Annotated in this window: 17 protein-coding genes; 7 read left to right on the top strand and 10 right to left on the bottom strand. The window is 73.4% G+C overall.

Going from position 1 to position 21,297, the window contains the following annotated elements:
- Window positions 1–70: 70 nt before the first annotated feature.
- Window positions 71–2,545 carry a cation-translocating P-type ATPase gene (locus ABZY57_RS08100; protein WP_356509325.1) on the top strand — a complete coding sequence of 825 codons (2,475 nt, stop codon included), beginning with the start codon at window positions 71–73 and terminating at the stop codon, window positions 2,543–2,545.
- 28 nt (window positions 2,546–2,573) lie between these two features.
- Here the strand turns inward: ABZY57_RS08100 and ABZY57_RS08095 are convergent, their stop codons facing one another.
- Window positions 2,574–3,758 (bottom strand): MFS transporter, encoded by a 1,185-nt coding sequence (locus tag ABZY57_RS08095; RefSeq protein ID WP_356509323.1) that lies wholly within the window; start codon window positions 3,756–3,758, stop codon window positions 2,574–2,576.
- Between the two features lie 108 nt (window positions 3,759–3,866).
- Between ABZY57_RS08095 and ABZY57_RS08090 the strand changes: the two genes are divergently transcribed.
- Window positions 3,867–4,880 carry a DUF5937 family protein gene (locus tag ABZY57_RS08090; protein ID WP_356509321.1) on the top strand — a complete coding sequence of 338 codons (1,014 nt, stop codon included), beginning with the start codon at window positions 3,867–3,869 and terminating at the stop codon, window positions 4,878–4,880.
- A 66-nt stretch (window positions 4,881–4,946) separates the two neighbouring features.
- Here ABZY57_RS08090 and ABZY57_RS08085 read toward each other — a convergent pair whose 3' ends face one another.
- A complete protein-coding gene (locus ABZY57_RS08085; RefSeq protein WP_356509319.1) occupies window positions 4,947–8,099 on the bottom strand; it encodes a molecular chaperone Hsp90 in 3,153 nt (1,050 codons plus the stop codon).
- A gap of 167 nt (window positions 8,100–8,266) precedes the next feature.
- On the opposite strand from ABZY57_RS08085, the gene ABZY57_RS08080 reads away from it, so the two are divergent.
- On the top strand, window positions 8,267–8,851 hold the full coding sequence (locus tag ABZY57_RS08080) for a TerD family protein (RefSeq protein ID WP_356509317.1): 585 nt from the start codon (window positions 8,267–8,269) through the stop codon (window positions 8,849–8,851).
- A gap of 16 nt (window positions 8,852–8,867) precedes the next feature.
- Here ABZY57_RS08080 and ABZY57_RS08075 read toward each other — a convergent pair whose 3' ends face one another.
- From ABZY57_RS08075 to serC, 3 genes are all read right to left on the bottom strand, one after another.
- Entirely contained in the window at window positions 8,868–9,521 is a 654-nt protein-coding gene (locus ABZY57_RS08075) for a class F sortase (protein WP_356509315.1), read from the bottom strand.
- Window positions 9,514–10,311, bottom strand: coding sequence for a hypothetical protein (locus ABZY57_RS08070; protein ID WP_356509313.1), 798 nt, complete (start codon window positions 10,309–10,311; stop codon window positions 9,514–9,516). The genes ABZY57_RS08075 and ABZY57_RS08070 overlap by 8 nt, the downstream gene beginning before the upstream one ends.
- Window positions 10,312–10,685: 374 nt before the next feature.
- Window positions 10,686–11,804, bottom strand: a complete 1,119-nt coding sequence (serC, locus tag ABZY57_RS08065) for a phosphoserine transaminase (RefSeq protein ID WP_356509311.1) — start codon at window positions 11,802–11,804, stop codon at window positions 10,686–10,688.
- 95 nt (window positions 11,805–11,899) lie between these two features.
- On the opposite strand from serC, the gene ABZY57_RS08060 reads away from it, so the two are divergent.
- Together ABZY57_RS08060 and ABZY57_RS08055 are read left to right on the top strand one after the other, a co-directional pair.
- Window positions 11,900–14,635 (top strand): FAD-binding and (Fe-S)-binding domain-containing protein, encoded by a 2,736-nt coding sequence (locus ABZY57_RS08060; protein ID WP_356509309.1) that lies wholly within the window; start codon window positions 11,900–11,902, stop codon window positions 14,633–14,635.
- Between the two features lie 47 nt (window positions 14,636–14,682).
- Complete coding sequence (locus ABZY57_RS08055) at window positions 14,683–15,693, top strand: EamA family transporter (RefSeq protein ID WP_356509307.1); 1,011 nt, start codon at window positions 14,683–14,685, stop codon at window positions 15,691–15,693.
- Here the strand turns inward: ABZY57_RS08055 and ABZY57_RS08050 are convergent.
- The 4 genes from ABZY57_RS08050 to ABZY57_RS08035 all read right to left on the bottom strand — a co-directional run bounded on the left by ABZY57_RS08050 (window position 15,654) and on the right by ABZY57_RS08035 (window position 19,125).
- Window positions 15,654–16,469, bottom strand: a complete 816-nt coding sequence (locus ABZY57_RS08050) for a hypothetical protein (protein WP_356509305.1) — start codon at window positions 16,467–16,469, stop codon at window positions 15,654–15,656. The two genes, ABZY57_RS08055 and ABZY57_RS08050, sit on opposite strands and share 40 nt — an antisense overlap.
- A 124-nt stretch (window positions 16,470–16,593) precedes the next feature.
- Window positions 16,594–17,502, bottom strand: coding sequence for a hypothetical protein (locus tag ABZY57_RS08045; RefSeq protein WP_356509303.1), 909 nt, complete (start codon window positions 17,500–17,502; stop codon window positions 16,594–16,596).
- Window positions 17,503–17,637: 135 nt separating this feature from the next.
- On the bottom strand, window positions 17,638–17,880 hold the full coding sequence (locus tag ABZY57_RS08040; protein ID WP_356509301.1) for a hypothetical protein: 243 nt from the start codon (window positions 17,878–17,880) through the stop codon (window positions 17,638–17,640).
- A gap of 162 nt (window positions 17,881–18,042) precedes the next feature.
- Window positions 18,043–19,125 carry a WYL domain-containing protein gene (locus ABZY57_RS08035; protein ID WP_356509299.1) on the bottom strand — a complete coding sequence of 361 codons (1,083 nt, stop codon included), beginning with the start codon at window positions 19,123–19,125 and terminating at the stop codon, window positions 18,043–18,045.
- A gap of 95 nt (window positions 19,126–19,220) precedes the next feature.
- On the opposite strand from ABZY57_RS08035, the gene ABZY57_RS08030 reads away from it, so the two are divergent.
- Complete coding sequence (locus ABZY57_RS08030; protein WP_356509297.1) at window positions 19,221–19,424, top strand: hypothetical protein; 204 nt, start codon at window positions 19,221–19,223, stop codon at window positions 19,422–19,424.
- 21 nt (window positions 19,425–19,445) lie between these two features.
- Here the strand turns inward: ABZY57_RS08030 and ABZY57_RS08025 are convergent, their stop codons facing one another.
- The gene (locus ABZY57_RS08025; protein ID WP_356509396.1) at window positions 19,446–20,129 is read right to left on the bottom strand and encodes an HAD-IA family hydrolase; all 684 of its coding nucleotides are present in this window, start codon (window positions 20,127–20,129) and stop codon (window positions 19,446–19,448) included.
- A gap of 324 nt (window positions 20,130–20,453) precedes the next feature.
- On the opposite strand from ABZY57_RS08025, the gene ABZY57_RS08020 reads away from it, so the two are divergent.
- Entirely contained in the window at window positions 20,454–21,269 is an 816-nt protein-coding gene (locus ABZY57_RS08020; protein WP_356509295.1) for a TIGR03084 family metal-binding protein, read from the top strand.
- Window positions 21,270–21,297 lie beyond the last annotated feature (28 nt).

The raw sequence follows: 21,297 nt of genomic DNA, 5'->3' as shown, positions 1-21,297 counted from the left end.
CTCATCCCGAAGTCGGATCTTCGGACCTTTCGGCGGGTGAACCGTTGAATCGCCCATTACCGTCGAAAGCATGACTCAGCGGGCGAGGATCGAACCAGACGGACCGGAGCCGGCCGGCGGTGGCGGGACGGCCGCCGGGACCGCCATCGACGCGGGGGCCGAACTCGATCCCGTCCACCCGGTCCGACCGCCCGCACCCCGGTTCAAGCCGGGCGGGCTGACCACCGCCGAAGTCGCCGAGCGCGTCGCCCGCGGAGCCGTCAACGACGTCCCCGTCCGCAGCAGCCGCTCCACCACCGACATCGTCCGCGCCAACGTCTTCACCCGCTTCAACGCCATCATCGGCGTCCTGTGGGTGGTCATGTTCTTCGTCGCCCCGATCCAGGACAGCCTCTTCGGCTTCGTGATCATCGCGAACACCGGCATCGGCATCATCCAGGAGATGCGCGCCAAGAAGACCCTGGACAGCCTCGCCGTCATCGGCGAGGCCAAACCCAGCGTCCGCCGCGACGGCCGCACCGCCGGGATCTCCACCTCCGAGATCGTCCTCGACGACGTCATCGAGCTCGGTCCCGGCGACAAGGTCGTCGTCGACGGGCTCGTCGGCGAGGCCGACGGCCTGGAGATCGACGAATCCCTCCTCACCGGCGAGGCCGACCCGGTCCTGAAGAAGCCCGGCGACCCGGTCATGTCCGGCTCGTTCGTCGTCGCCGGCGGCGGCGCCTTCACGGCCACCAAGGTCGGCCGCGAGGCCTACGCCGCCCAGCTCGCCGAAGAGGCCTCCCGCTTCACGCTCGTCCACTCCGAGCTGCGTTCCGGCATCTCCACCATCCTCAAGTACGTCACCTGGATGATGATCCCGACCTCCATCGGCCTGATCATCAGCCAGCTGATCGTCAAGGACAACAACCTCAAGGACGCCATCGCCCGCACCGTCGGCGGCATCGTCCCGATGATTCCCGAAGGCCTCGTCCTCCTCACCTCCGTGGCCTTCGCCATCGGCGTCATCCGACTCGGCCGCAAGCAGTGCCTGGTGCAGGAGCTGCCCGCCATCGAGGGGCTCGCCCGCGTGGACGTGGTCTGCCTCGACAAGACCGGCACCCTCACCGAGGGCGGCATGGACGTCACCGAGTGCCGCCCGCTCGGCGGCGCGGACGCCCCGTACGTCAAGAAGGTCCTCGGCGCGCTCGGCGAGAGCGACCCGCGCCCCAACGCCAGCCTCCAGGCGATCATCGACGCCTACCCCGACAGCGCCGACTGGCGCTGCACCGAATCGCTGCCCTTCTCCTCCGCCCGCAAGTACAGCGGCGCCAGCTTCAGCGAGGGCGACGGCGAGAACAACACCTGGCTGCTGGGCGCCCCCGACGTGCTGCTCCCGGCCGGGGACCCGGCCCTGGAGGAGATCAACGAGCTCAACGAACAGGGCCTACGGGTCCTCCTGCTGGGCCGTGCCGCCCGTGAACTCGACGACCCGGCCGTGGCCACAGGGGTCAGACCGACCGCCCTCGTCGTCCTGGAGCAGCGGCTGCGCCCCGACGCCGCCGACACCCTGCGCTACTTCGGGGACCAGGACGTCAAGGCCAAGGTCATCTCCGGGGACAACGCCGTCTCGGTCGGCGCGGTCGCCGGGAAGCTGGGCCTTCCCGGCGCCGGGAACACCGTCGACGCGCGGAAGCTCCCCACCGACCAGGACGCCATGGCCGAGGTCCTCGACGAGAACGCCGTCTTCGGGCGGGTCACCCCGCAGCAGAAGCGCGACATGGTCGCCGCCCTGCAGTCCAGGGGCCACACCGTCGCGATGACCGGCGACGGGGTCAACGACGTGCTGGCCCTCAAGGACGCCGACATCGGCGTCTCGATGGGCTCCGGCTCGGAGGCCACCCGGGCCGTCGCGCAGATCGTCCTCCTCAACAACAGCTTCTCCACCCTGCCCTCGGTGGTGGCCGAGGGCCGCCGGGTCATCGGCAACATCACCCGCGTCGCCACCCTCTTCCTCACGAAGACGGTCTACTCGGTGCTGCTGGCCGTCCTGGTGGTCTGCTCCCAGGTCGAGTACCCGTTCCTGCCGCGCCACCTGACGCTGCTGTCCACGCTGACCATCGGCGTCCCGGCCTTCTTCCTGGCGCTCGCGCCCAACAAGGAGCGGGCCAAGCCGCACTTCGTGAAACGCGTGATGCGGTACGCGATCCCGGGCGGGGTCATCGCCGCCGTCGCCACCTTCGTGACGTACGTGATCGCCCGCCACTACTACACCGGCCCCGACGCCCTCAAGGCCGAGACCAGCGCCGCGACGCTCGCGCTGTTCCTGACCTCGATGTGGGTCCTGGTGATCATCGCCCGCCCCTACACCTGGTGGCGGGTCGGCCTGGTCGGCGCGATGGGCGGGGCGTTCCTGATCGTGCTCGTCGTGCCCTGGCTCCAGGACTTCTTCCAGCTCAAACTGGAGGGCGCCGTGATGCCGTGGACGGCCGTGGGCATCGCCGCCGTCGCGGCCGCCCTCATCGAGTTCACCTTCCGGTGGGTGGACCGCAAGTTCCCGGCGTAGCCGGCGCCGGCCGCCCGACCCGGCCCGGTCAGGCGGCCAGCGCGTGTTCCGCACGGGCCGCGATCCGGGTGCGCAGGCCCAGGACCGTCACCGCCGCGAGCAGCCCGGCGACGAGGGCCCCCCACCACAGGGCGCCCGCCCCGACCCCGGTGTAGAGGGCGACGCCCACGGTGAGGGCGGAGAAGCGGGCCACGCCCCAGGTCCAGCTGAAGGCGCCCTGGTAGCGGCCCCGGGCGTCGGCCGGGGCCAGGTCGGCCACCAGCGAGGCCGCGATGCCGGCCACGGCCACCTCGCCGAGGGACCAGACGACCACCGAGACCACGTACCCGGTCACGGAGTCCGCGAGCCCGGTCAGCGCCACCCCGGTGGCGATCAGGACACTGCCCGCGGCCTGTACCGGGAGCTGCGGCAGTCCCGACAGCTTGGCCGTCACGAACGGCTGCAGGGCCACCACCAGGACGGCGTTGACCGCGGCCAGGGCTCCGTACACGGCCGGCGAGAGCCCGCTGTCGCGGACGGCCAGCGGCAGCGCCACCTCGGTCAGCGAGTACACGAACAGCTGGATCCCGAACAGCGGGAGCAGCAGGAGCAGCAGCCGGTCGCGCAGGACGACCCCGTAGCCCAGGCCGGCGGCCTTGGCCGGAGCGGTGCGGGCCGGCTCGCGCAGCCGGGTCGCGACCACGGTGGCGTAGACGAGTGCCGAACCGGCGTCGACGGCGAACAGCAGCCAGTACCCGTGCGCGGCGAGGAAGCCGCCGAGGACGCCGGCGACGGCCGTGCCGATGTTGACGCCCCAGCCGAACAGGGCGAATGCCCTCTGCCGCCATCCCGTGTCCACCGCGTCGGCCAGCAGCGCGTACGCGGCGGGCGGGACGGTGGCTCCGGCGGTGCTGAGCAGCAGCGCGGAGGCGGCCAACGTCCAGAGTCCGGGGGCCAGGAACAGCGCGCCCTGGGCGACGGCGGAGCCGATGAGCCCGATCAGCATCGTCGGACGGCGGCCGATCCGGTCGGCGAGCAGCCCGCCGACGGCCGGGCCGAGCAGGTGGCCGGCGCCGAGCGCGCCGAGCACGAAGGAGATGTCGGATCCGGTGATGCCCCGGTCGGCGAGGAGGAACACCAGGAACGGGGTGACGAGGTAGCCGATCCGGTTGACGATCGAACCGGCGAACAGGGTCCAGACGAGGGGCGGGAGACCGCGGAAGGAGGAGGGCATGGAAGGAGCCTGCGCCCGGGCGGCCGCGGGTCCTATTGATTAAGGTGGAGCCGAATCCACCGGCAATGGGGAACGGCCGGCGGGGACACCGGCAATGGGGGCAGCGCCATGGAATACGAACTGAACTTCTCCGCCGCGGACCTGGCGCAGACGCGCTTCGCGGTGTCTCCGATGTGGGAGGTCGTCACCAGCTACCGGCTGCTGAACGTCGAGACCGATCCACCGCTGCACCGCCGCTGGGCCGAGCAGGTCAGGCCCCGGCTGCTGAGCGCCGGCCTGGACCGGGGCTGGCTCGCCGCGCTGATCCCGGGCTCCGGCTACCTCGCGGACTTCCTCAACCCGACGCCGGCCGGCCCCTTCCCGGAACTGGCCACCGAACTGGCGGCCATCCGCGACAGCAGCCCGCAGAACGTGCGCGCCGACCTCGCCACGATCGCGGCCAAGTCCGGAGGTGGACGTGCCCGCGGTGATGGCGCCCGCCCGGCGGCGCGCCTGCGGCTGCTCCACGAGGACCCCGAAGCCGTACTGGAGAAGGTCACCGACGAGATCCAGACCTACTGGGAACTCGCGCTCGCGCCCTACTGGCCCCGGATCCGCCAACTCCTCGAAGCCGACGTGTTCCACCGGGCCCGGCAGGTCGCCGAACACGGATCGGCGCACGTCCTCAACGAGCTCCACGACACCGTCAGCTGGGACGCAGGAACCCTGCGCATGGTCCGCACGCACTGCGCGCTGACCCGCGACCAGACCGGCCCCGGGCTGCTGCTGGTGCCCTCCGCCTTCGCCTGGCCCCGGGTCCTGACCCGCTCGGTGGCCCCCGACCCCCTCCAACTGGCCTACCCGGCCCGGGGCATCGGCAGCCTCTGGGAGCCCCGCGCCACCAAGGCCACCGACGCGGTGGCCGCCGTACTGGGCCGCTCCCGCACCCTGCTGCTCGCCGAACTGGACTCCCCGGCCTCCACCACCCAACTGGCCCGGCACAGCGGCCTGTCCGCCGCCGCGGTCTCCCAGCACCTCACGGCCCTGCGCGACGCGGGCCTGGTCACCGGCCACCGCGCCGGCCGCTCGGTCCTGTACGCCCGGACGGCCATCGCGGACGCCCTGCTCACACCGGTGGGCTGACGGTCACCCGCAGACCTCGTGGCCACGGGACGGCGGCGACCTCGTCCCCGCGGCTCCCCGGGGCTTTCAGTCGAACCAGCGGTCGCGGGCCAGCTCCGCCGTCCGGGACGGGTCCTCCAGCAGGGCCGCCACCTCGAAGCGGCGCGGCCACTGGCCCGCCGCCCACGCGAGGGCCGCCGCGACGCCCTCCAGGGTGGAGGCGTGCAGGGTGCCGTCCGGGGTGCGGCGCCAGTCGAGCTCGATGCCGCCCGCCAGGAGTTCCTCGTGCTCCACGTAGCTCTTCGGGGTGGCCGGGCCCAGGAGCTGGTGCACCGACTCGGGGACCTCGTGCTCCTCGCCCTCGGTGGTCACCTCCGCCGGAACCGTCTCCGAGAGGCGCCGGACCTGGAACAGCTCCGCCAGGTCGGCGGCCCGGGAAGGGGCCACGGGCAGCAGCGGGAGGCCCGCCGTCAGCGGCAGCAGGTCGGGGGCGTCCGCGATCAGCGCCTCGGCCGCGTCCACCACGACGACCTCGCCGTCCACGACCGCGCGCAGCTCGTCGGGCAGGGTGACCTGCTCGGGGTCCAGCTCGGCCAGCGCCCCGTACAGGCCGTGCAGTTGGCGTCCGCCGACTTCCCGGTCCGGGTCGGCGAGGCGGCCCAGCAGCTCGGCGGCGCCGCCCGGCTCCTCCAGCAGGGCGGGCACGGTGGTGCGTACGCCCAGGGCCCGCAGGACCTGCTCGTCCTCGAAGCCGGTGGCGTCCGCCGGGGTGTAGAGGCCCGCCAGCAGCGGGTCGCCGCCCGCCGAGCGCAGGCCGGCCGGGCGGCGGCCGTCCAGGACCGGGTGGTCGCGCAGCCACCACGCGGTGTACGAGCGCACGGACCGGGTGGTGCCGTCCGGGAGCAGGACCCGCACGGGCTGGGTCAGGGCGTCGCGCAGCGGAGGCTGGGCCAGCATGGCCAGGGCCCGGGGCCAGCAGTCGTCGTCGACCAGGTCGAGGTCCCGTACGGCGACGAGCTCGGTGGCGACCGGCGGCACGGGGGTGTCGGGGAGCTGGTCCAGGAGGTCCTCGCACCACACGTCGACGGCGTCGAGCAGACCGGCGTCGTCGGGCTCCGCGAAGTCCCCGTCGCGGGGCTCCAGTTCGTCGGGATCCAGGACCACGTCGGTGGCGCGGACCAGCTGGAAGGTGGCGAGGACGCCCACGGCGGTGAGGGTCCGCTCGTCCCAGCGTTCCACCAGCTCGGCGTCCAGGTAGGGGATCTCGTCCTCGCGGACCACGGAGGCCAGGGGAGAGCCGGGAAGCAGCAGTTCGCCGGCCGGGGTCGGCTCGCCGTCCTCGTCGGGCAGGGCGAGCGCGCCCAGCCACGGCTCGTCGCCGGGGGAGAGCTCGGCGCCCTGGACCAGGCCGAGGACGATGTCGGCCAGTTCCTCCGGGTCCAGGGCGTCCTCGTCCCAGATCTCCCCGGAGTCGAGGGAGGCCGCGACGGCCGCCCGCACCTGCGGGGTGGTCAGGACGGCGCGCGGGCTCGCCGGGAGCGCGCCGAGCTTCTCCAGCAGCGGGTGCACCGCGTCCGGGTGGGCCACCTTCAGGCCGAGCCGGGCCAGGCTCTCGGGGGTGCCCGCCCGCGGGGCGTCCGCGCCGGGCAGCAGCAGGTGCCGGGGCCCGATCGCGGTGCGGCCGTCGGCCAGCGGCACGGGGAGGCCGGAGAGCCGGTCCGGGTCCACCCCGGCGAGGCTGTCGTAGAGCCGGTACCACCATTCCGGGGTCCGCTCGATGCCCGCGATCCGCTCGATGGCCTCGCCCAGCGGCAGCCGGCCCACACCCAGCGTGCGCAGTTCGGGGCGGCGTTCGAGCCCGGCCGGGAGGAGGGTCGGCAGCACCTCCGCGAGGACCCGTACGGTGTCGGCGCCCGCGCCCTCGACCACCTCGGCCTCGAAGGGGCGCAGGGCGGCCCGCTCCTCGGGTTCCTCGGCGGGGGCGGCGGGCGCGAGGAACGCCGTACGGGGCAGACGTGCGATGACGGCGGCGCGCAGGGCCCCGTCGAGCTCGCCCTTGCCGAGCGGGCCGGGTACGAGGTCCACGAGCGCGGTGCTCACCGGGTCCCAGGAGCCGAGCAGTTCGGCATAGGCGTCGGCCGCGCGCTCCACGAGGAAGTCGGTCAGCGGTCCCGGCGCGGGGTGCCGGCGGGTGGTGTCCAGCGGCAGGGTCGCGATGAGCAGCGCGGGGATGCCGAGCGGTTCGTCGGTCGGGGTCGGCGCGTGCACCACGGCGGCGGTCACGGGGCGGACCGGGGCGCCTTCGGCGTCGACGGGCACGGACCAGGACACCGCCCAGACGGGCCGCAGCCGCTCCTCGACGGGCCGGTCGGCGAGCAGCGCCTTCTCGATGGGCCCCGAGTGGCGGACGGTGCGCCAACGCCTGCGGCCGGACGCGGTGTCCGAGGCGGAGTCGGCGATGACGGTGTACGGGCCTTCGACGCGGCGCGTCAGCGTCCGCACGCCGCCGGTGGGGGTGTCCACGACGACCTCGGCGAGTCCCGGCAGCGTCAGCAGCAGGGCGTCGTCCACGGCGGCGAGCAGCCGCCCGGCCAGTTCCTCGGCGGCGGCGTCGCGCAGCGGCAGGACCACGACGGTGTCGTAGCCCTCGGGTGCGGTCCCCTCGGCGGGCAGCGGGAGGCGCAGCAGCGGGACGTGGCCGTCGCGGCGGCGCAGTTCCTCGCCGAGCCCGGAGCTGCCGACGGCAGCGCCGCGGGCCAGCTCCCGGGCCTCGGCCAGGGACCAGCGCACCCCGCCGTGCCGGCCGAGGACGGCGGGCTCGTCGGAGACGGCCAGGACGGCGGCGAAGCCGACGCCGAAGCGGCCGACGCTCCCGGAGGAGTCGTCGCGCTTGGCGGAGGCGCGCAGCGTGGACAGGGATTCCACGCCGGTGGCGTCCAGTGGGGAGCCGGTGTTGGAGACGGCGAGCAGTGCGTGCCCGTCGGGCTGGTCGGCGCCCGCGTGCAGGGTGAGCCGCAGCCGGCCGGGGACCCCGGCGCGGGCGGCCGCGTCGGCGGCGTTCTGCGCGAGCTCGACGACGAGCCGGTCGCGGTAGCCGCCGAGCGCCAGGTCCTCCTCGGCGTTGGCGTCCTCGCGGAAGCGGGCCGGGCCGGCGCCCCAGGCGTCGAGCACCCCGCGTCGCAGCCGGGCCGTGCCGAAGGGGTCCACGCCGTCCTGGGCCGCCGTCACTCGCACGCTCACGCTGCTGCCTCCAAGCTGTACTGCGCTGTACTGCGCTGTACGGCATCCACGGAACGCCGGATGCCGAGGCCCTGAAGGTATCGCGTGCGTCGAGCGGCTCCGCAAACGAACCGGCTTCAGGCAGACTTCATGAGTCGGTATCGCACAGCTATTTGTGAGGATTGCGCATGATCACGCTCACCAAGGAAGACGGCCCCGCGGACCTGGGCGGCGTAACCCACCTGTCCATCGGGGTCTCGTGGGACCCCACCGTGGGCAGCAGCGGCGGCCTGATGGGCAAGTTCAAGCGGAAGATCGGGACCGACCTGGACCTGATCGCGATCGCGATGCAGGGATCGGACCCGGTCCGGCTCGCGGGTCTCGACTCCCTGGACCCCATGGGCAACGGCTCGCTGCTCCACAGCGGGGACAACCAGACCGGCCACGGCGACGGCGACGACGAGACGGTGACCGTCGAGTTCGCCCGGGTTCCGGGCAACGTCACGTCCATCGTCTTCGTCGCCGCCGCGTACAAGAAGGGCAGTTCCTTCCAGAGCGCCCGCAACATCAGCTTCAAGGTGTACGACGGCACGGGCGGCAGCACCCAGCAGGTCGCCGACATCTGGCCGAGCCTGCTCGGCAGCGACAACGGCTGCGCCGTGGCCAAGGCGGTCCGGGACGGGGCCGGCTGGAAGCTCCACGTCATCAACGAGACCGGCAAGATCAAGCCGGGCGACGAGCAGGCCCTGATGCGCTTCGCCGTGGCGAAGTAAGCGGCCCGCTCCGGGGCTACCGGGGCTGTTCCTGCCCGACGAGGTGGGCGAACACCACGACGTTGGCGTCCCAGTGGCGGTCCTTGGTGAGGTTGCCGCCGCAGGTGATGACGCGGAGCTCGGCCTTGCCGTGGGTGTCGCCGTAGACCTTGTCGGTCGGGAACCGGTCCTTCTTGAACGTGTCGACCTCGTCCACGGCGAAGACCGCGGTGGAGCCGTCGTCGCGGTGGACCTCGATCTTCTCGTCCTTCTTCAGCTTCTTGAGGTTGTAGAAGACGGCCTCGGGCGCCTTTGGGGTGTCCATGTGCCCGACGATGGCGGCCGCGCCCTTCTCCCCGGGGGTCGGGCCCTCCTTGTACCAGGCCGCGTCCTCGGGCTTGGCGAAGTCGGGCTCCTGCATGGCGCCCTGGGCGTCGAGCCCGACGGTGTCGAGCGGGGCGTCGACCTTGATGTCCGGGATCACGATGCGGTCCGGGACGGAGGCGCTCAGCACCGAGGCGGCCTTGGCGTCGGCCGGGTCGTTCTCGGCGGTGCCGGCGGCGGCGTCACCGCCGGAGGAGCAGGAGGAGATCAGGACGACGGTGAGCGCCGAGGCGCCCGCCAGGGCGGCCACGCGCAGCGCGCGGCCGCTCCGGCGGGGGGCGCGTTCAGGGGCGGACCGCTCAGCCATGGTCTGCCGCGTCCGAGGGGACCCAGCCGAGCGGGGCCCGTCCGGTGTTCACGGAGCCCTTGGGGGTCTTGTGGTGGCTCGGGTCGACCGGGGCCGGCTTCGGCTTCGGGTTGACCGGGCCGGTGGCGTCGGTGGAGAACTTGACGGTGTCGAACTTCTTGCCGCCCGCGTAGGCCTCGACGCCGTAGTAGCCGGACGTGACGTCCCTGGCGACGACCGTGGTGCCGGTCCAGACGCCCTTGCCGTTGCTCTTCAGGTCGACCTGGCCGCCGAAGGCATCGGACCTGACGAACGCGCTCTTCTCGTCCGGCGCCGTCCTGATGGTGACGTCGATCTTGTCGCCGGGCTTGCCGTGGTCCTGGGACAGGCTCAGCGTGGAGGCGGTCGGGGTCGGCGTCGGGGTGGGCTTGCCCTCCTTGACCGTGATCTGGGCGGTGGCCTGGAGCTTCTTGCCGTCGGGGCCCGTGCCGGTGAGGGAGATGCCGTAGTTGCCGTCGGCGACCTTGGCGATGGTGGCGGTGGCGCCGCGCCCGTCGGTCATCTCGACGTCGTTCAGGGCCTTGGAGGAGATGGACAGGTTCGTCGAGCCGTCCGGGACCTCCATCGACATCCGGACGGAGTCGCCCGGCTTGCCGGAGGAGACCGACAGCTTCAGGGCCACCGGGGCCGCCTCGGGGCTCGCGCTGCTGTGCGCGGTCGGAACGGAGTCGGCGGCGAACGCGACGGCGGGGGCTGCCAGTGCCATAGACGAGGCGAGGGCGATCGCCGAGAGGGTAAGTGCCTTGCGCATGGGGTTCCTCCTGAACGGGCCGGGGTTCGTTCCCGGCACACCAGACATGAGGGACATCCTGGGGCGGTCGGTTGCAGCCCTCGGAGGGGCCGGTGAGGGCCCCTGCCGAAGGTCCCGGGGCGCAAAACCGCAGGCGGTGGAGGGGGTGTGGATCTCCTGTTGGCCGGCCCTTTGCCCCGATTTTTGGGACCAACGTCCCGGGGTTGCGGGACGTACGGCGGACTTCGTCCTTCAGGGGTCGTTCAGGACTGCCTCGGAACCGACTCGGAACTGACCCGGGACGCTGTCGGGCGGGTGCGGACAACGCGGAGCCCCCGGTGACGAAGTGTCACCGGGGGCTCCGGAGCGTGTCGGACGGGCTCGGTCGGGCTCGGTCAGAGGGCTTCGATCACGAAGTCGACGCACGCGGTGAGCGCCTGCACGTCCGCCGGGTCGATCGCCGGGAACATCGCGATGCGGAGCTGGTTGCGGCCGAGCTTGCGGTAGGGCTCGGTGTCCACGATGCCGTTGGCGCGCAGCACCTTGGCGACCGCGGCCGCGTCGATGTCGTCCGAGAAGTCGATCGTGCCGATGACGGCCGAGCGCTTGGCGGCGTCCGCGACGAAGGGGCTGGCGTACTTCGACGCCTCGGCCCAGCCGTACAGGTGGGCCGCGCTGGCCGACGTACGGCCGGTCGTGAACTCCAGACCGCCCTGGCTGTTCATCCACTCCAGCTGCTGGTCCAGCAGGAAGAGGGTGGAGAGCGCCGGGGTGTTGTACGTCTGGTTCTTCAGCGAGTTGTCGATCGCCGTCGGCAGCGAGAAGAACTCCGGGATGTGCCGGCCGGAAGCGTGCACGCGGGCCGCGCGCTCCAGGGCCGCCGGGGAGAACGCCGCCAGCCACAGACCGCCGTCGGAGGCGAAGGACTTCTGCGGGGCGAAGTAGTAGACGTCGGTCTCGGTGATGTCCACCGGCAGGCCGCCGGCGCCCGACGTCGCGTCCACCAGAACGAGGGACCCCTCGTCGGCGCCCGCGACGCGCTTGATCGGCGCCGCGACACCCGTCGAGGTCTCGTTGTGGGTGTACGCGTACACGTCCACGCCCGCCTCGGCCACCGGGTCCGGGTGGGTCCCCGGGTCGGAGGAGATCACCGAAGGAGCGTCCAGCCACGGCGCGAGCTTCGCGGCGCTGGCGAACTTGGAGGAGAACTCACCGAAGGTGAGGTGCTGCGACTTCCGCTCGATGAGACCGGCGGTCGCGATGTCCCAGAAGGCGGTGGAGCCGCCGTTGCCCAGGATCACCTCGTAGCCCTCGGGGAGGGAGAAGAGGTCCCGGAGGCCCTGGCGCACGGAGCCGACCAGGTTCTTGACCGGAGCCTGGCGGTGGGAGGTTCCGAGCAGGGAGGTACCGGTGGCGGCGAGGGCGTCCAGCGCCTCGGTCCGCACCTTGGAGGGGCCCGCGCCGAAGCGTCCGTCGGCGGGCTTGATGTCAGCGGGAATCTGGATCTCGGCCACAAGCGGAGCGTATCGGGTCCGGGTCCGCCCCTTGGAGCCGCGTCCACCCGATGAGATGACGCGGACGGGCGGGAGCCGGTGGGAGGCTGTCCGCCGTGACGTCACCCGGTGAACTCGAACGGACCCTGAGGAAGAACCTGCGCGGAGAGGTCGACTTCGGCGCCGCCGCCCGTGCCCTGACGACGATGGACGCCTCGAACTACCGCCGCGTCCCGGTCGGCGTGGTCGCCCCGCGCGACGCCGAGGACGTGGCGGCCGCGCTCGCGGTGTGCGCCGGGGCCGGGGTCCCGGTCGTGCCGCGCGGCGGCGGCACCTCCATCGCGGGCCAGGCGACGGGCACCGGCGTGGTGCTGGACCTCACCCGCCACATGGACGCCCTCGTCTCCCTGGACCCGGACTCCCGCACCGCCGTGGTCCAGCCCGGCCTCGTCCTCGACCGGCTGCGTGACGCGGCCCGCCCGCACGGGCTGACCTTCGGGCCGGACCCCTCCACGCACTCCCGGTGCACGCTCGGCGGGATGATCGGCAACAACGCCTGCGGGGCCCACTCGGTGGCCTGGGGGACCACCGCCGACAACGTCGCCGAGCTGGCGGTGACGGCGTACGGGGGAGCCTCCTACCGGCTCGGCACGGGCTGGGAGGGCGCACCGGACGGGCTGCGGGAGCTGGTGTCGGGGAACCTGGCCGTCCTGCGCACCGGCATGGCGGACGGCTTCTCGCGGCGGATCTCCGGCTACGGGGGCCTGGACGCACTCCTCCCCGAGCGGGGCACCGGGGTGGCCCGGGCGTTCTGCGGGAGCGAGGGCACGCTCGGGGTGGTGACCGAGGCGCTGGTACGGCTCGTGGAGCTGCCGCCCGCCCCGGCGCTGGCCGTCCTCGGGTACGCCGACGAGAGCGCGGCGGCGCAGGCAGCGGTGGGGCTGCTCGGGTACGGGCCGCTGACCGTGGAGGGGATGGCCGCCGACCTGGTCGGGGGAACGGCGGCGGCCGCCGGGCTCCCCGGGGGCGGGGCGTGGCTGTTCGCGGAGATGCGCGACGAGGGCGCGGCGCGGGCCCTGCTGCGGGCCTCGGACGCCGTCGACACCCTGCTGCTCACCGACCCGGCGGCGCAGCGGGCCCTGTGGCGGATCCGCGAGGACGCCGCGGGCACGGCCACCCGGATGCCCGACGGGACCATGGCCTGGCCCGGGTGGGAGGACTGCGCGGTACCGCCCGCCCGGCTCGGCGCCTACCTGCGCGCCTTCCGGGCCCTGCTGGCGGAGCACGGGCTGCGCGGATCCCCGTACGGCCACTTCGGCGAGGGCTGCGTCCACGTGCGGATCGACTTCGACCTGGTCACCGAGCCGGGCGTGGCCCGCTTCCGGGCCTTCTCCTCGGACCTCGCCGACCTGGTCGTCGCGCACGGGGGATCCCTGTCGGGGGAGCACGGGGACGGGCAGGCGCGGGCGGAGCTGCTGCCGCGGATGTACGGGCCCTCGGTGATCGGGCTCTTCGCGTCCTACAAGCGGGTCTGGGACCCGGCGGGAGGCATGAACCCCGGCATCCTGGTCCGCCCGGCACGCCTCGACGAGAACCTCCGCTTCGCGGTCCTCCCGGCGTCACCGCTGGCGGGAGAGGTCGCGCGCTGCGTCGGCGTGGCGAAGTGCCGGTCGACGGAGGTCGGGGGGCCGGGGGTGATGTGCCCGTCGTACCGGGCCACGGGGGAGGAACGCCACTCCACGCGGGGGCGGGCCCGGCTGCTGCACGAGATGCTGGCCGGGGAGATCGTCACCGACGGCTGGCGTTCGGCGGAGGTCGCCGAGGCACTGGATCTCTGCCTCGGCTGCAAGGGCTGCCTCAGCGACTGCCCGGTGGGGGTCGACATGGCCTCCTACAAAGCGGAGTTCCTCCACCGCCACTGGGCGGGCCGGCTGCGCCCGCTCTCCCACTACGCCCTCGGCGGGCTGCCGGGGTGGCTCCGCCTGATCGCGGCGCTGCGGCTGGCCCGCCCCCTGAACCTCCTGTCCCGCTTCCTCCGCGTCCCGGGCCTGGAGCCGTCCCGGCCCCTGCCCCGGCTGGCCCGGACCCCGTTCACCCGCGGCCGCCCGCAGGGCACGCCCGGGGTCGGGTCCGGGGGCGGGACGCGGGTGACGGTGTGGCCGGACACGTTCACGGAGTACCTCGCTCCCGAGGCCGGGCACGCCGCCCTGCGGGTGCTGCGGGCCGCCGGCCTGGAGCCGGGGGTGCAGACGGGCCGCGTCTGCTGCGGACTGACCTACCTCTCCACCGGCCGCCTCGACGCCGCCCGCAGGGTCCTGCGCCGCACCCTGGACGCCGTGGGCGACCCGCAGGGGCCCGTCACCGTCCTCGAACCGAGCTGCGCGGCGTCGCTCCGCACCGATCTGCCCGCCCTCCTCCCGGAGGACCCCCGCGCACCCCGTCTCGCGGCGGCCGTCCGAACCTTCGCCGAGACCCTGGAGGAGTACGCCCCCCAGTGGCAGCCGCCCCGCCTCGACCGGCCGGTCGCCGGCCAGACCCACTGCCACCAGCACGCCGTCCTCGGCGACGCCCCCGACCGCCGGCTGCGCGAGCGCGCCGGGCTGACGGGAGAGCTCAGCGGCGGCTGCTGCGGCCTCGCGGGCAACTTCGGCTTCGAGCCCGGCCACCACGAGGTCTCCGTGGCGTGCGCCGAGGAACAGCTCCTGCCGTCACTGCGGGCGGCCGCTCCGGGTACGGAGGTGCTGGCGGACGGGTTCTCCTGCCGGACCCAGATCGCGCAGCTGGCCGGCGGCCGGGCCCGCCACCTGGCGGAGGTCCTGGCGGAGGGCTTGCCGGACGAACCTCGGATGTAAGGCAAAACACGGACGCATGGTCCTTACGCACCCCCTAATCTGGATAAATGCCCGCACCCTCCTCACCCACGAGCACCGCCACGAGCACGGCCACGAGCACCCCCGCGCCCACGGAGCCCGTACGCACGACGGCCACCGCCCCCGCAGACGGCTCCTTCCGGGCCCGCTTCGGCCCCGTGTCCCTGGTGGTCACGGCGGGCGTCTCGGTGCAGTTCGGCGCCGCCCTCGCGGTGATGCTCATGCCGCGGGCGGGCGCGGCCGGCGTGGTCACGCTGCGGCTGGCCGCGGCCGCGCTGGTGCTGCTGCTCGTCTGCCGGCCCAAGGTGCGCGGGTACGCGCGCGCGGACTGGTCGACCGTCGTGTGGTTCGGCGTGGCCATGGCCGGCATGAACGGGTTCATCTACCAGGCCATCGACCGCATCCCCCTCGGCCCCGCCGTCACCCTGGAGGTCCTGGGCCCGCTGGTGCTCTCCGTCGTGGTCTCCCGCCGCCTGCTGAACCTGCTGTGGGCCGGGCTGGCACTGGCCGGGGTCGTCCTGCTGTCCACCCACGGCGGAGGCGGCCTCGGCGGGCTCGACCCGCTGGGCGTGGCCTTCGCCCTCGCGGCGGGCGGCATGTGGGCGGCGTACATCGTGTTCAGCGCGCGGACCGGACGCCGGTTCCCGCAGGCCGACGGGCTGGCGCTGGCGATGGCCGTGGCCGCCGTCCTGTCCCTGCCGCTCGGCGTGATCGAGGCCGGCTCGGCCCTGCTGCACCCCAGCACCCTGCTCCTGGGCCTCGGCGTGGCGCTGCTCTCCTCGGTCCTGCCCTACACGCTGGAACTGCTCGCCCTGCGCAGGCTCCCCGCGCCGACCTTCGCGATCCTGATGAGCCTGGAGCCCGCGATCGCCGCGACCGCCGGGTTCCTGATCCTGAACCAGGCGCTGTCGGCGCTCGACGCGGCGGCGATCGCGCTGGTCATCGTGGCGAGCATGGGCGCGGTCCGCTCGCAGACCCGCCCGAAGCCGCCGTCCGGGGCTCAGCCCGCCGTCGAGGGCGCCGGCACCGGCAGGAACTGATCGTAGAAGCGGGCCTTGAGGAGCAGCGCCCGTTCCTCGGTCTCCCTGAAGGCGTCCGCACCCGCCGTCCCGCCCGCCCCGTCCGCACGGGCGAGGAGCTCGGTCACCCGGGCGGCCAGCCGGTCGGAGTGGGTGTCGGAGAGCATGGACACGGTCGCGAGCGAGTGCGTCTTCGCGTCGTGGACCAGGTGCGGGTGGTAGAAGCGGGAACGGTTGCGGCCGTCGCCCCCGCTCGTGAACAGCGGCCCCATGCGTTCCCACAGCCGCCCGTACTCGACGGAGACCAGCACCTCGCCCCAGAAGCGCAGGAAGGTCAGCAGCCGCAGGTCGGCGTCGGCGTGGCCGCCCGCGTCCGCGATCAGTTCGAGGGTGTCGGTGATGGCGCGCTTCGTCGCGGCCGTGGGCCTCGACGCCACCAGGGCCTCCCTCGACACCCCGAGCCGGCGCAGGTCCTCCGTCATGTCCTCGCGGTGCGAGGGCGCGTGCCCCGTGGCGCCCGGGTACTCCTCGCGCAGGATGAACCGGGCGATCCGCAGCCCCTCCGCGTCGCGCAGCAGGTCGATGGCCAGGTCGTAGGACGGGGTGAACGCGAGCGATACGTAGCGCCGCTGGAGCAGGAGCGCGGTGAAGTCCTCGTCGGGCAGCCGGGTGATGTTCGCGAGGACCGGATGCTCCTCGAAGCGCTCGATCAGCCCGTTCTCGAACCCGTCCAGCTCGCGCAGCCCGTCCGGTCCGTCCAGCCCGTCGTGCCGGCCCCGGGCGCCCAAGTCGTGCATGGCCGTACCTTTCCGTGGTCCTGGTCCTGGTCCTGGTCCTGGTCCTGGTTCTGGTTCTGGTCCTGGTTCTTTTGGATCTGGTCCTTGTTCGGGTTCCGGATCCGGATCCGCGCCCGGATCCGGGTCACCAAGTGATGTTCCTGAGCGACTCGCGCCAGTCGCCCAGGGCCACGTCGCGGCCGATCGACCACAGCGTGTCCAGCTCCCTCTGGACCTGCCGGCCCATCGTCGTGTCACATCCGTCGATCTCGGTCTGGGCGGAGTGGACCGCGAGCTGGCGGTGCAGGAACGAACTGACCAAAAAGTGCTCGTCGGCCTTGTGCACGGCGATGGACGGCAGGGAGTTGTACACCCGCACGCTGAGCAGTTCCCGGCCCGTCGGCCCGACCGCCCTGTGCAGTTCCGCGAGGCCGGCCAGGCACATCTCCACCCGGGCCTTCACGTCCAGCGCGAGGGCGGGGTCCCGTACGGAGCGCAGCGCCTCGTCGCGCAGTCCCGCCACCGGGGAGGACGGGTAGAGGAGCATGATGCGCACGGGGACCCCGTGGTCCACCAGCGCCTTCTCCAGCGCGGGCTGGAGGTGGTCCAGATTGGGAATGAAGGTCTGCAGGATGGCCACCTCCTGGGTGGCGCCCTCCACGTACGCGTTGAACTGGTCGTCGGGGAACTCCGCGTGGACCCGGATCACACCGAGGTAGTTCTCCTGCTTGAGCTGCTGCGCCACGGTGTCGATGTCCAGCTTGGCGAGCTGCGCCTGGAAGCTGCTGTCGAGCCGGGCGACCTGCGTCCTGAGGGTGTCGTCGAGCCGGGTGACCTGCGCTTCGACCACGTCGAGCTTGCGCAGGCGGTCGATCTCCAGCAGCAGGAACACGGTGACCGTGCTCAGGATGAGCAGGGTCACCTTGGGGAGCGCACCCCCGGGAGCGAGTGCGTCGAGCCACCCGAGGAGGTCCGCGATCAGCACCACGACGCCCGATGTGGACATCAGGGCCAGCGCGATCCGTTCCACCCGATAGCGAACGTCGACACTCATGTCGCTCCAGCCCCCGTGCCCCGTACCTCGTGCCCGTCGTGGTCGGCGACGACGCTATACCGACTCCCTTTGTTCCAGGGAGGTTTGGGTGGTGCTTCGGGGTGGGAGGGGTGAGTTCAGGCCAAGCGGGCCCCGTCAGTTCCAGATGATGTCGCCGGCCGGCCGGGGCGTCACGTCGGCGTGCTGGACGTTCGCCTCGACGTGCGTCGCCCCGGACGCCCAGTCCGCCGCCCAGGCGGAGAGCGAGAAGCCGGAGCCGGACGCCGAGCCGTGCGATTCCCCGTCCGGGAAGTCCTGGCCCCAGCCGCTGGCCATGGCCACGCCCAGCGCGAGGGCGCTCAGGGCGGCCGTGGCGAAGTACATCCGAGGAGGCGTCATGCGGGGAGCATCCCAGCCGCCCGCACCGGAGGGAAGGCCTCACCCCGACTCGTCCACGGCCCTGTTCCCCTCCACGGCCCCGCCCTTCCCCTCCGCGGCCCCGCCCTTCCCCTCCACGGCCCCGCCCTCCCCTCCACGGCCCCGCCCTTCCCGTCCTCCGCCTCAGCCCTTGCCGTCCGTGGCCAGGTCCGTGTCCCCCGCCGTCCCGTAGCGCGCCGCCGTCGCGGCGGCTGCCGCTCCGATGCGCCGGCGCAGGGCAGGAGGGGCGAGTACCTCCGCGTCCGCGCCGAGCTGCAGGAACTGCGCCTCCGCGTGGTCCTGCGACTCGATCGGCAGGACCGCCCGGGTCCACCCGGGCAGTCCCGGGTCCGGGGTCCCGGTGGCGGTCAGGGCCCGGGCCTGGGCACCGGTCAGCCGGGCGGCCGCGCGCGCGGAGACCCGTACCTCCGCCTCCTCGGGGTACAGCCGCTCGTGGAACTCCGCCTGGCTGCGCCGCCAGTGGGCGGCCAGCTCGAAGCCGTCGGGGAGCGCGCACTCCTCGCCGGTCTCCCGTACCGCCAGGATCTGGTCCACCCGGTAGGTGCGCGGGGACGGGGTGCTCCCGGTTCCCTCCGCGCCCTCCGCGCTCTCCGCCTCCATCGACCCCGTAGCCGTAGCCGTAGTCGCCTCCGTCTCCACGGCGCCCGCGACCAGGTACCAGCGCCCCGCCTTCAGGACCAGGCCGTACGGGGCCAGCCGCCGGTCCACCTCGTGGGGTGCCTTCCAGCGCCGGTAGCGGACCTCGACGACCCGCCCCCGCCACACCGCGTCGGCGACCTGCCCCAGGTACGGGGTCTCCCCGTGCTCCGCGTACCAGCCGGGCGCGTCCAGGTGGAACCGCAGCCGCATCCGGTCGGCCTGCGCACGCAGCTCCGCGGGCAGGGCGGCGCGCAGCTTCAGCTGGGCGGTGGACAGGGCGCGGCCGAGGCCCAGTTCGGCGGCCGGTCCCGGCATCGAGGTGAGGAAGAGGGCCTCCGCCTCGCCCGGGGCCAGCCCGGTGAGGCGGGTGCGGTAGCCGTCGAGGAGCTGGTAGCCGCCGCTGTGCCCGGCGTCGCCGTACAGCGGGACACCGGCGGCGGCCAGGGCCTCCGCGTCGCGGTAGACCGTACGGACCGACACCTCCAGCTCCCCGGCGAGCTCGGTGGCGGTCATCCGGCCGCGGGTCTGGAGCAGGAGCAGGATCGAGAGCAGTCGGCTGGACTTCACGTGGACTTCACTGCCACAGGATGTCAGTGGAGCGCTCCTACGGTTCCCCCATCAGCGCAAAGCACAGCAGAGAACAGTTGTTGGGGAGAGCGCACATGAACGACTTCGACTGCCTCGTCGGCACCTGGGACGTGTCCAACCGGTGGCTAGCCGACTTCCTGGACGCGGACAGCGGCTGGGAGGCGTTTCCGGCGGTTTCCCGGGCCACCCGCCACTTCGACGGCGCCGCGAGCTTCGACGAGATCGAGTTCCCGACGAAGGGCTTCGCGGGGATGACCCCGGCCGGCAGCGCCGCTTGATCCCAGCCGCCCGGCCGCGCCTCAGAGGAGCCCGAGCGCCCCGAGCGCCGAGCTCAGTCCGCCCGGCCGCTGGTCGACGGGCAGGTGCTCGACCAGCCGGACCGGGCAGCCCAGCGCCGCGGCCCCCGTATCCGCGACGGCGTCGTCGCCGACCATGAGCACCTCCGCGGGCGCCGCCCCGAGGGCGTCGCAGGCGACCCGGAACAGGCGGGGATCGGGCTTCTGGACCCCGTGCTCGAAGGAGAGCACGTACGCGTCGACGAACCGGTCCAGCCCGTGGGCGCGGAAGACGGGCCGCAGGTCCCAGCCGATGTTGCTGACGACGGCGACGGGGATGCCCCGTGCGCGCAGTGCGGCGAGCGCGGCCGCGGTATCGGGGTACGGCCGCCAGGCCGCGGGGATCCGGTGCCGTTCGTAGAGGGCGTCGGCCAGCTCCGCGGAGGGCAGCGGCACCTCCCGGGTGAGGGCGGTGTACGCGGCCCGGTGCTGCTCGGGACTCAGGTCCCGCTCCCGCCACAGCGGCTCCAGCCGGTCCGGCAGCCGCCGCGGCGAGGCGCCGCCAGGAAGGGCGCCCGCCTCTTCCAGCAGGGCCGCACAGGCGGTGAGTTCGGCCTCGGAAAGGTCGATCCCGGCGTCCGACACGACCGCGCGCAGCCAGTCCTCGGTGGGCTCGATGTGGAAGAGGGTGCCGGAGAAGTCGAACATCACGCCTCGGACGGAGCCCGCGCGTGCGCCTTCGTCCTTGGCCGCGCCGCTGTCCGCGTCTGCGTCCACATCCCTGCCTGCATCCGTGCTCGCGTCCCTGCCTGCGTTCCTGCCTGCGTCCCTGCCCACGTCGCTGTTCCTGCGCTCGGCCATGACGTGGATCCTCGCCGCGGGCGTGCGCCCCGCGCAAGACCGGCCGGATGAACCCTCCAAGTCCCCGGCCACCCAACCCCTTTCACCTCTCGCAAAAATAATGCAAGCACGCTTGATTGTTTTCCTGCCTGCTGCCACGCTTCCCCTCACGCCGAGAAGGGGAGCGCACCCGTGCCCGATCCGTCCGCTGTCGAGAACGTCGTCTCCGTCTTCGCCGATCTCCGCGAGGAGGGGCGGGAACTCGACTCATTGGTCGGGGAGTTGTCCGCCGTCGACTGGGCGAGACCCACGCCCGCGCCCGGCTGGAGCCTCGCCCACCAGATCGCCCACCTGCACTGGACCGACCGGGCCTCGCTGCTCGCCCTCACCGACGCCACGGCTTTCGCGGGGCTGGTCGAGGAGGCCCTGAAAGCCCCCGACTCCTTCGTCGACGCGGGCGCCGAGGAGGGCGCCGCGATGGCCCCCGCCGAGCTGCTGGCCCGCTGGCGGGAGGGCCGTGCCGCACTCGACGAGGCCCTCGCCGCGGCCTCGCCCGACGCCATATTCCCCTGGTACGGGCCGCCGATGAAGGCGGCGTCGATGGCGAGCGCCCGCCTGATGGAGACCTGGGCGCACGGCCAGGACGTCGCCGACGCACTCGGGGTGCGCCGCGTACCGACGGCCAGGCTGCGGCACGTGGCGCGGATCGGAGTGCGGGCGCGCGACTACGCGTACGCGGTACGGGGACTGGCCGCGCCGACGGGGGAGTTCCGGGTGGAGCTGACGGCTCCGGGGGACGGCTCCGAGGTGTGGACGTACGGCCCCGAGGGCGCGCCGCAGCGGGTCACGGGCCCGGCGCTCGACTTCTCCCTGCTGGTGACCCAGCGCGCCCACCGCGCCGACCTGTCCCTGACGGCGTCCGGCCCCGACGCCGACCGCTGGCTCGACATCGCCCAGGCCTTCGCCGGCCCGGCGGGCCCGGGGCGCGAGCCGGGGGCCTCCCGGTGACCCGGCGCCCCCTGCTGATCGGCAACGC

It is taken from the genome of Streptomyces sp. NPDC006450 (assembly GCF_040612195.1).
Taxonomy (GTDB): Bacteria; Actinomycetota; Actinomycetes; order Streptomycetales; family Streptomycetaceae; genus Streptomyces.
The sequence above is the reverse complement of the archived record's forward strand: the minus strand, read 5'-3'. Positions and strand labels throughout refer to the sequence as shown.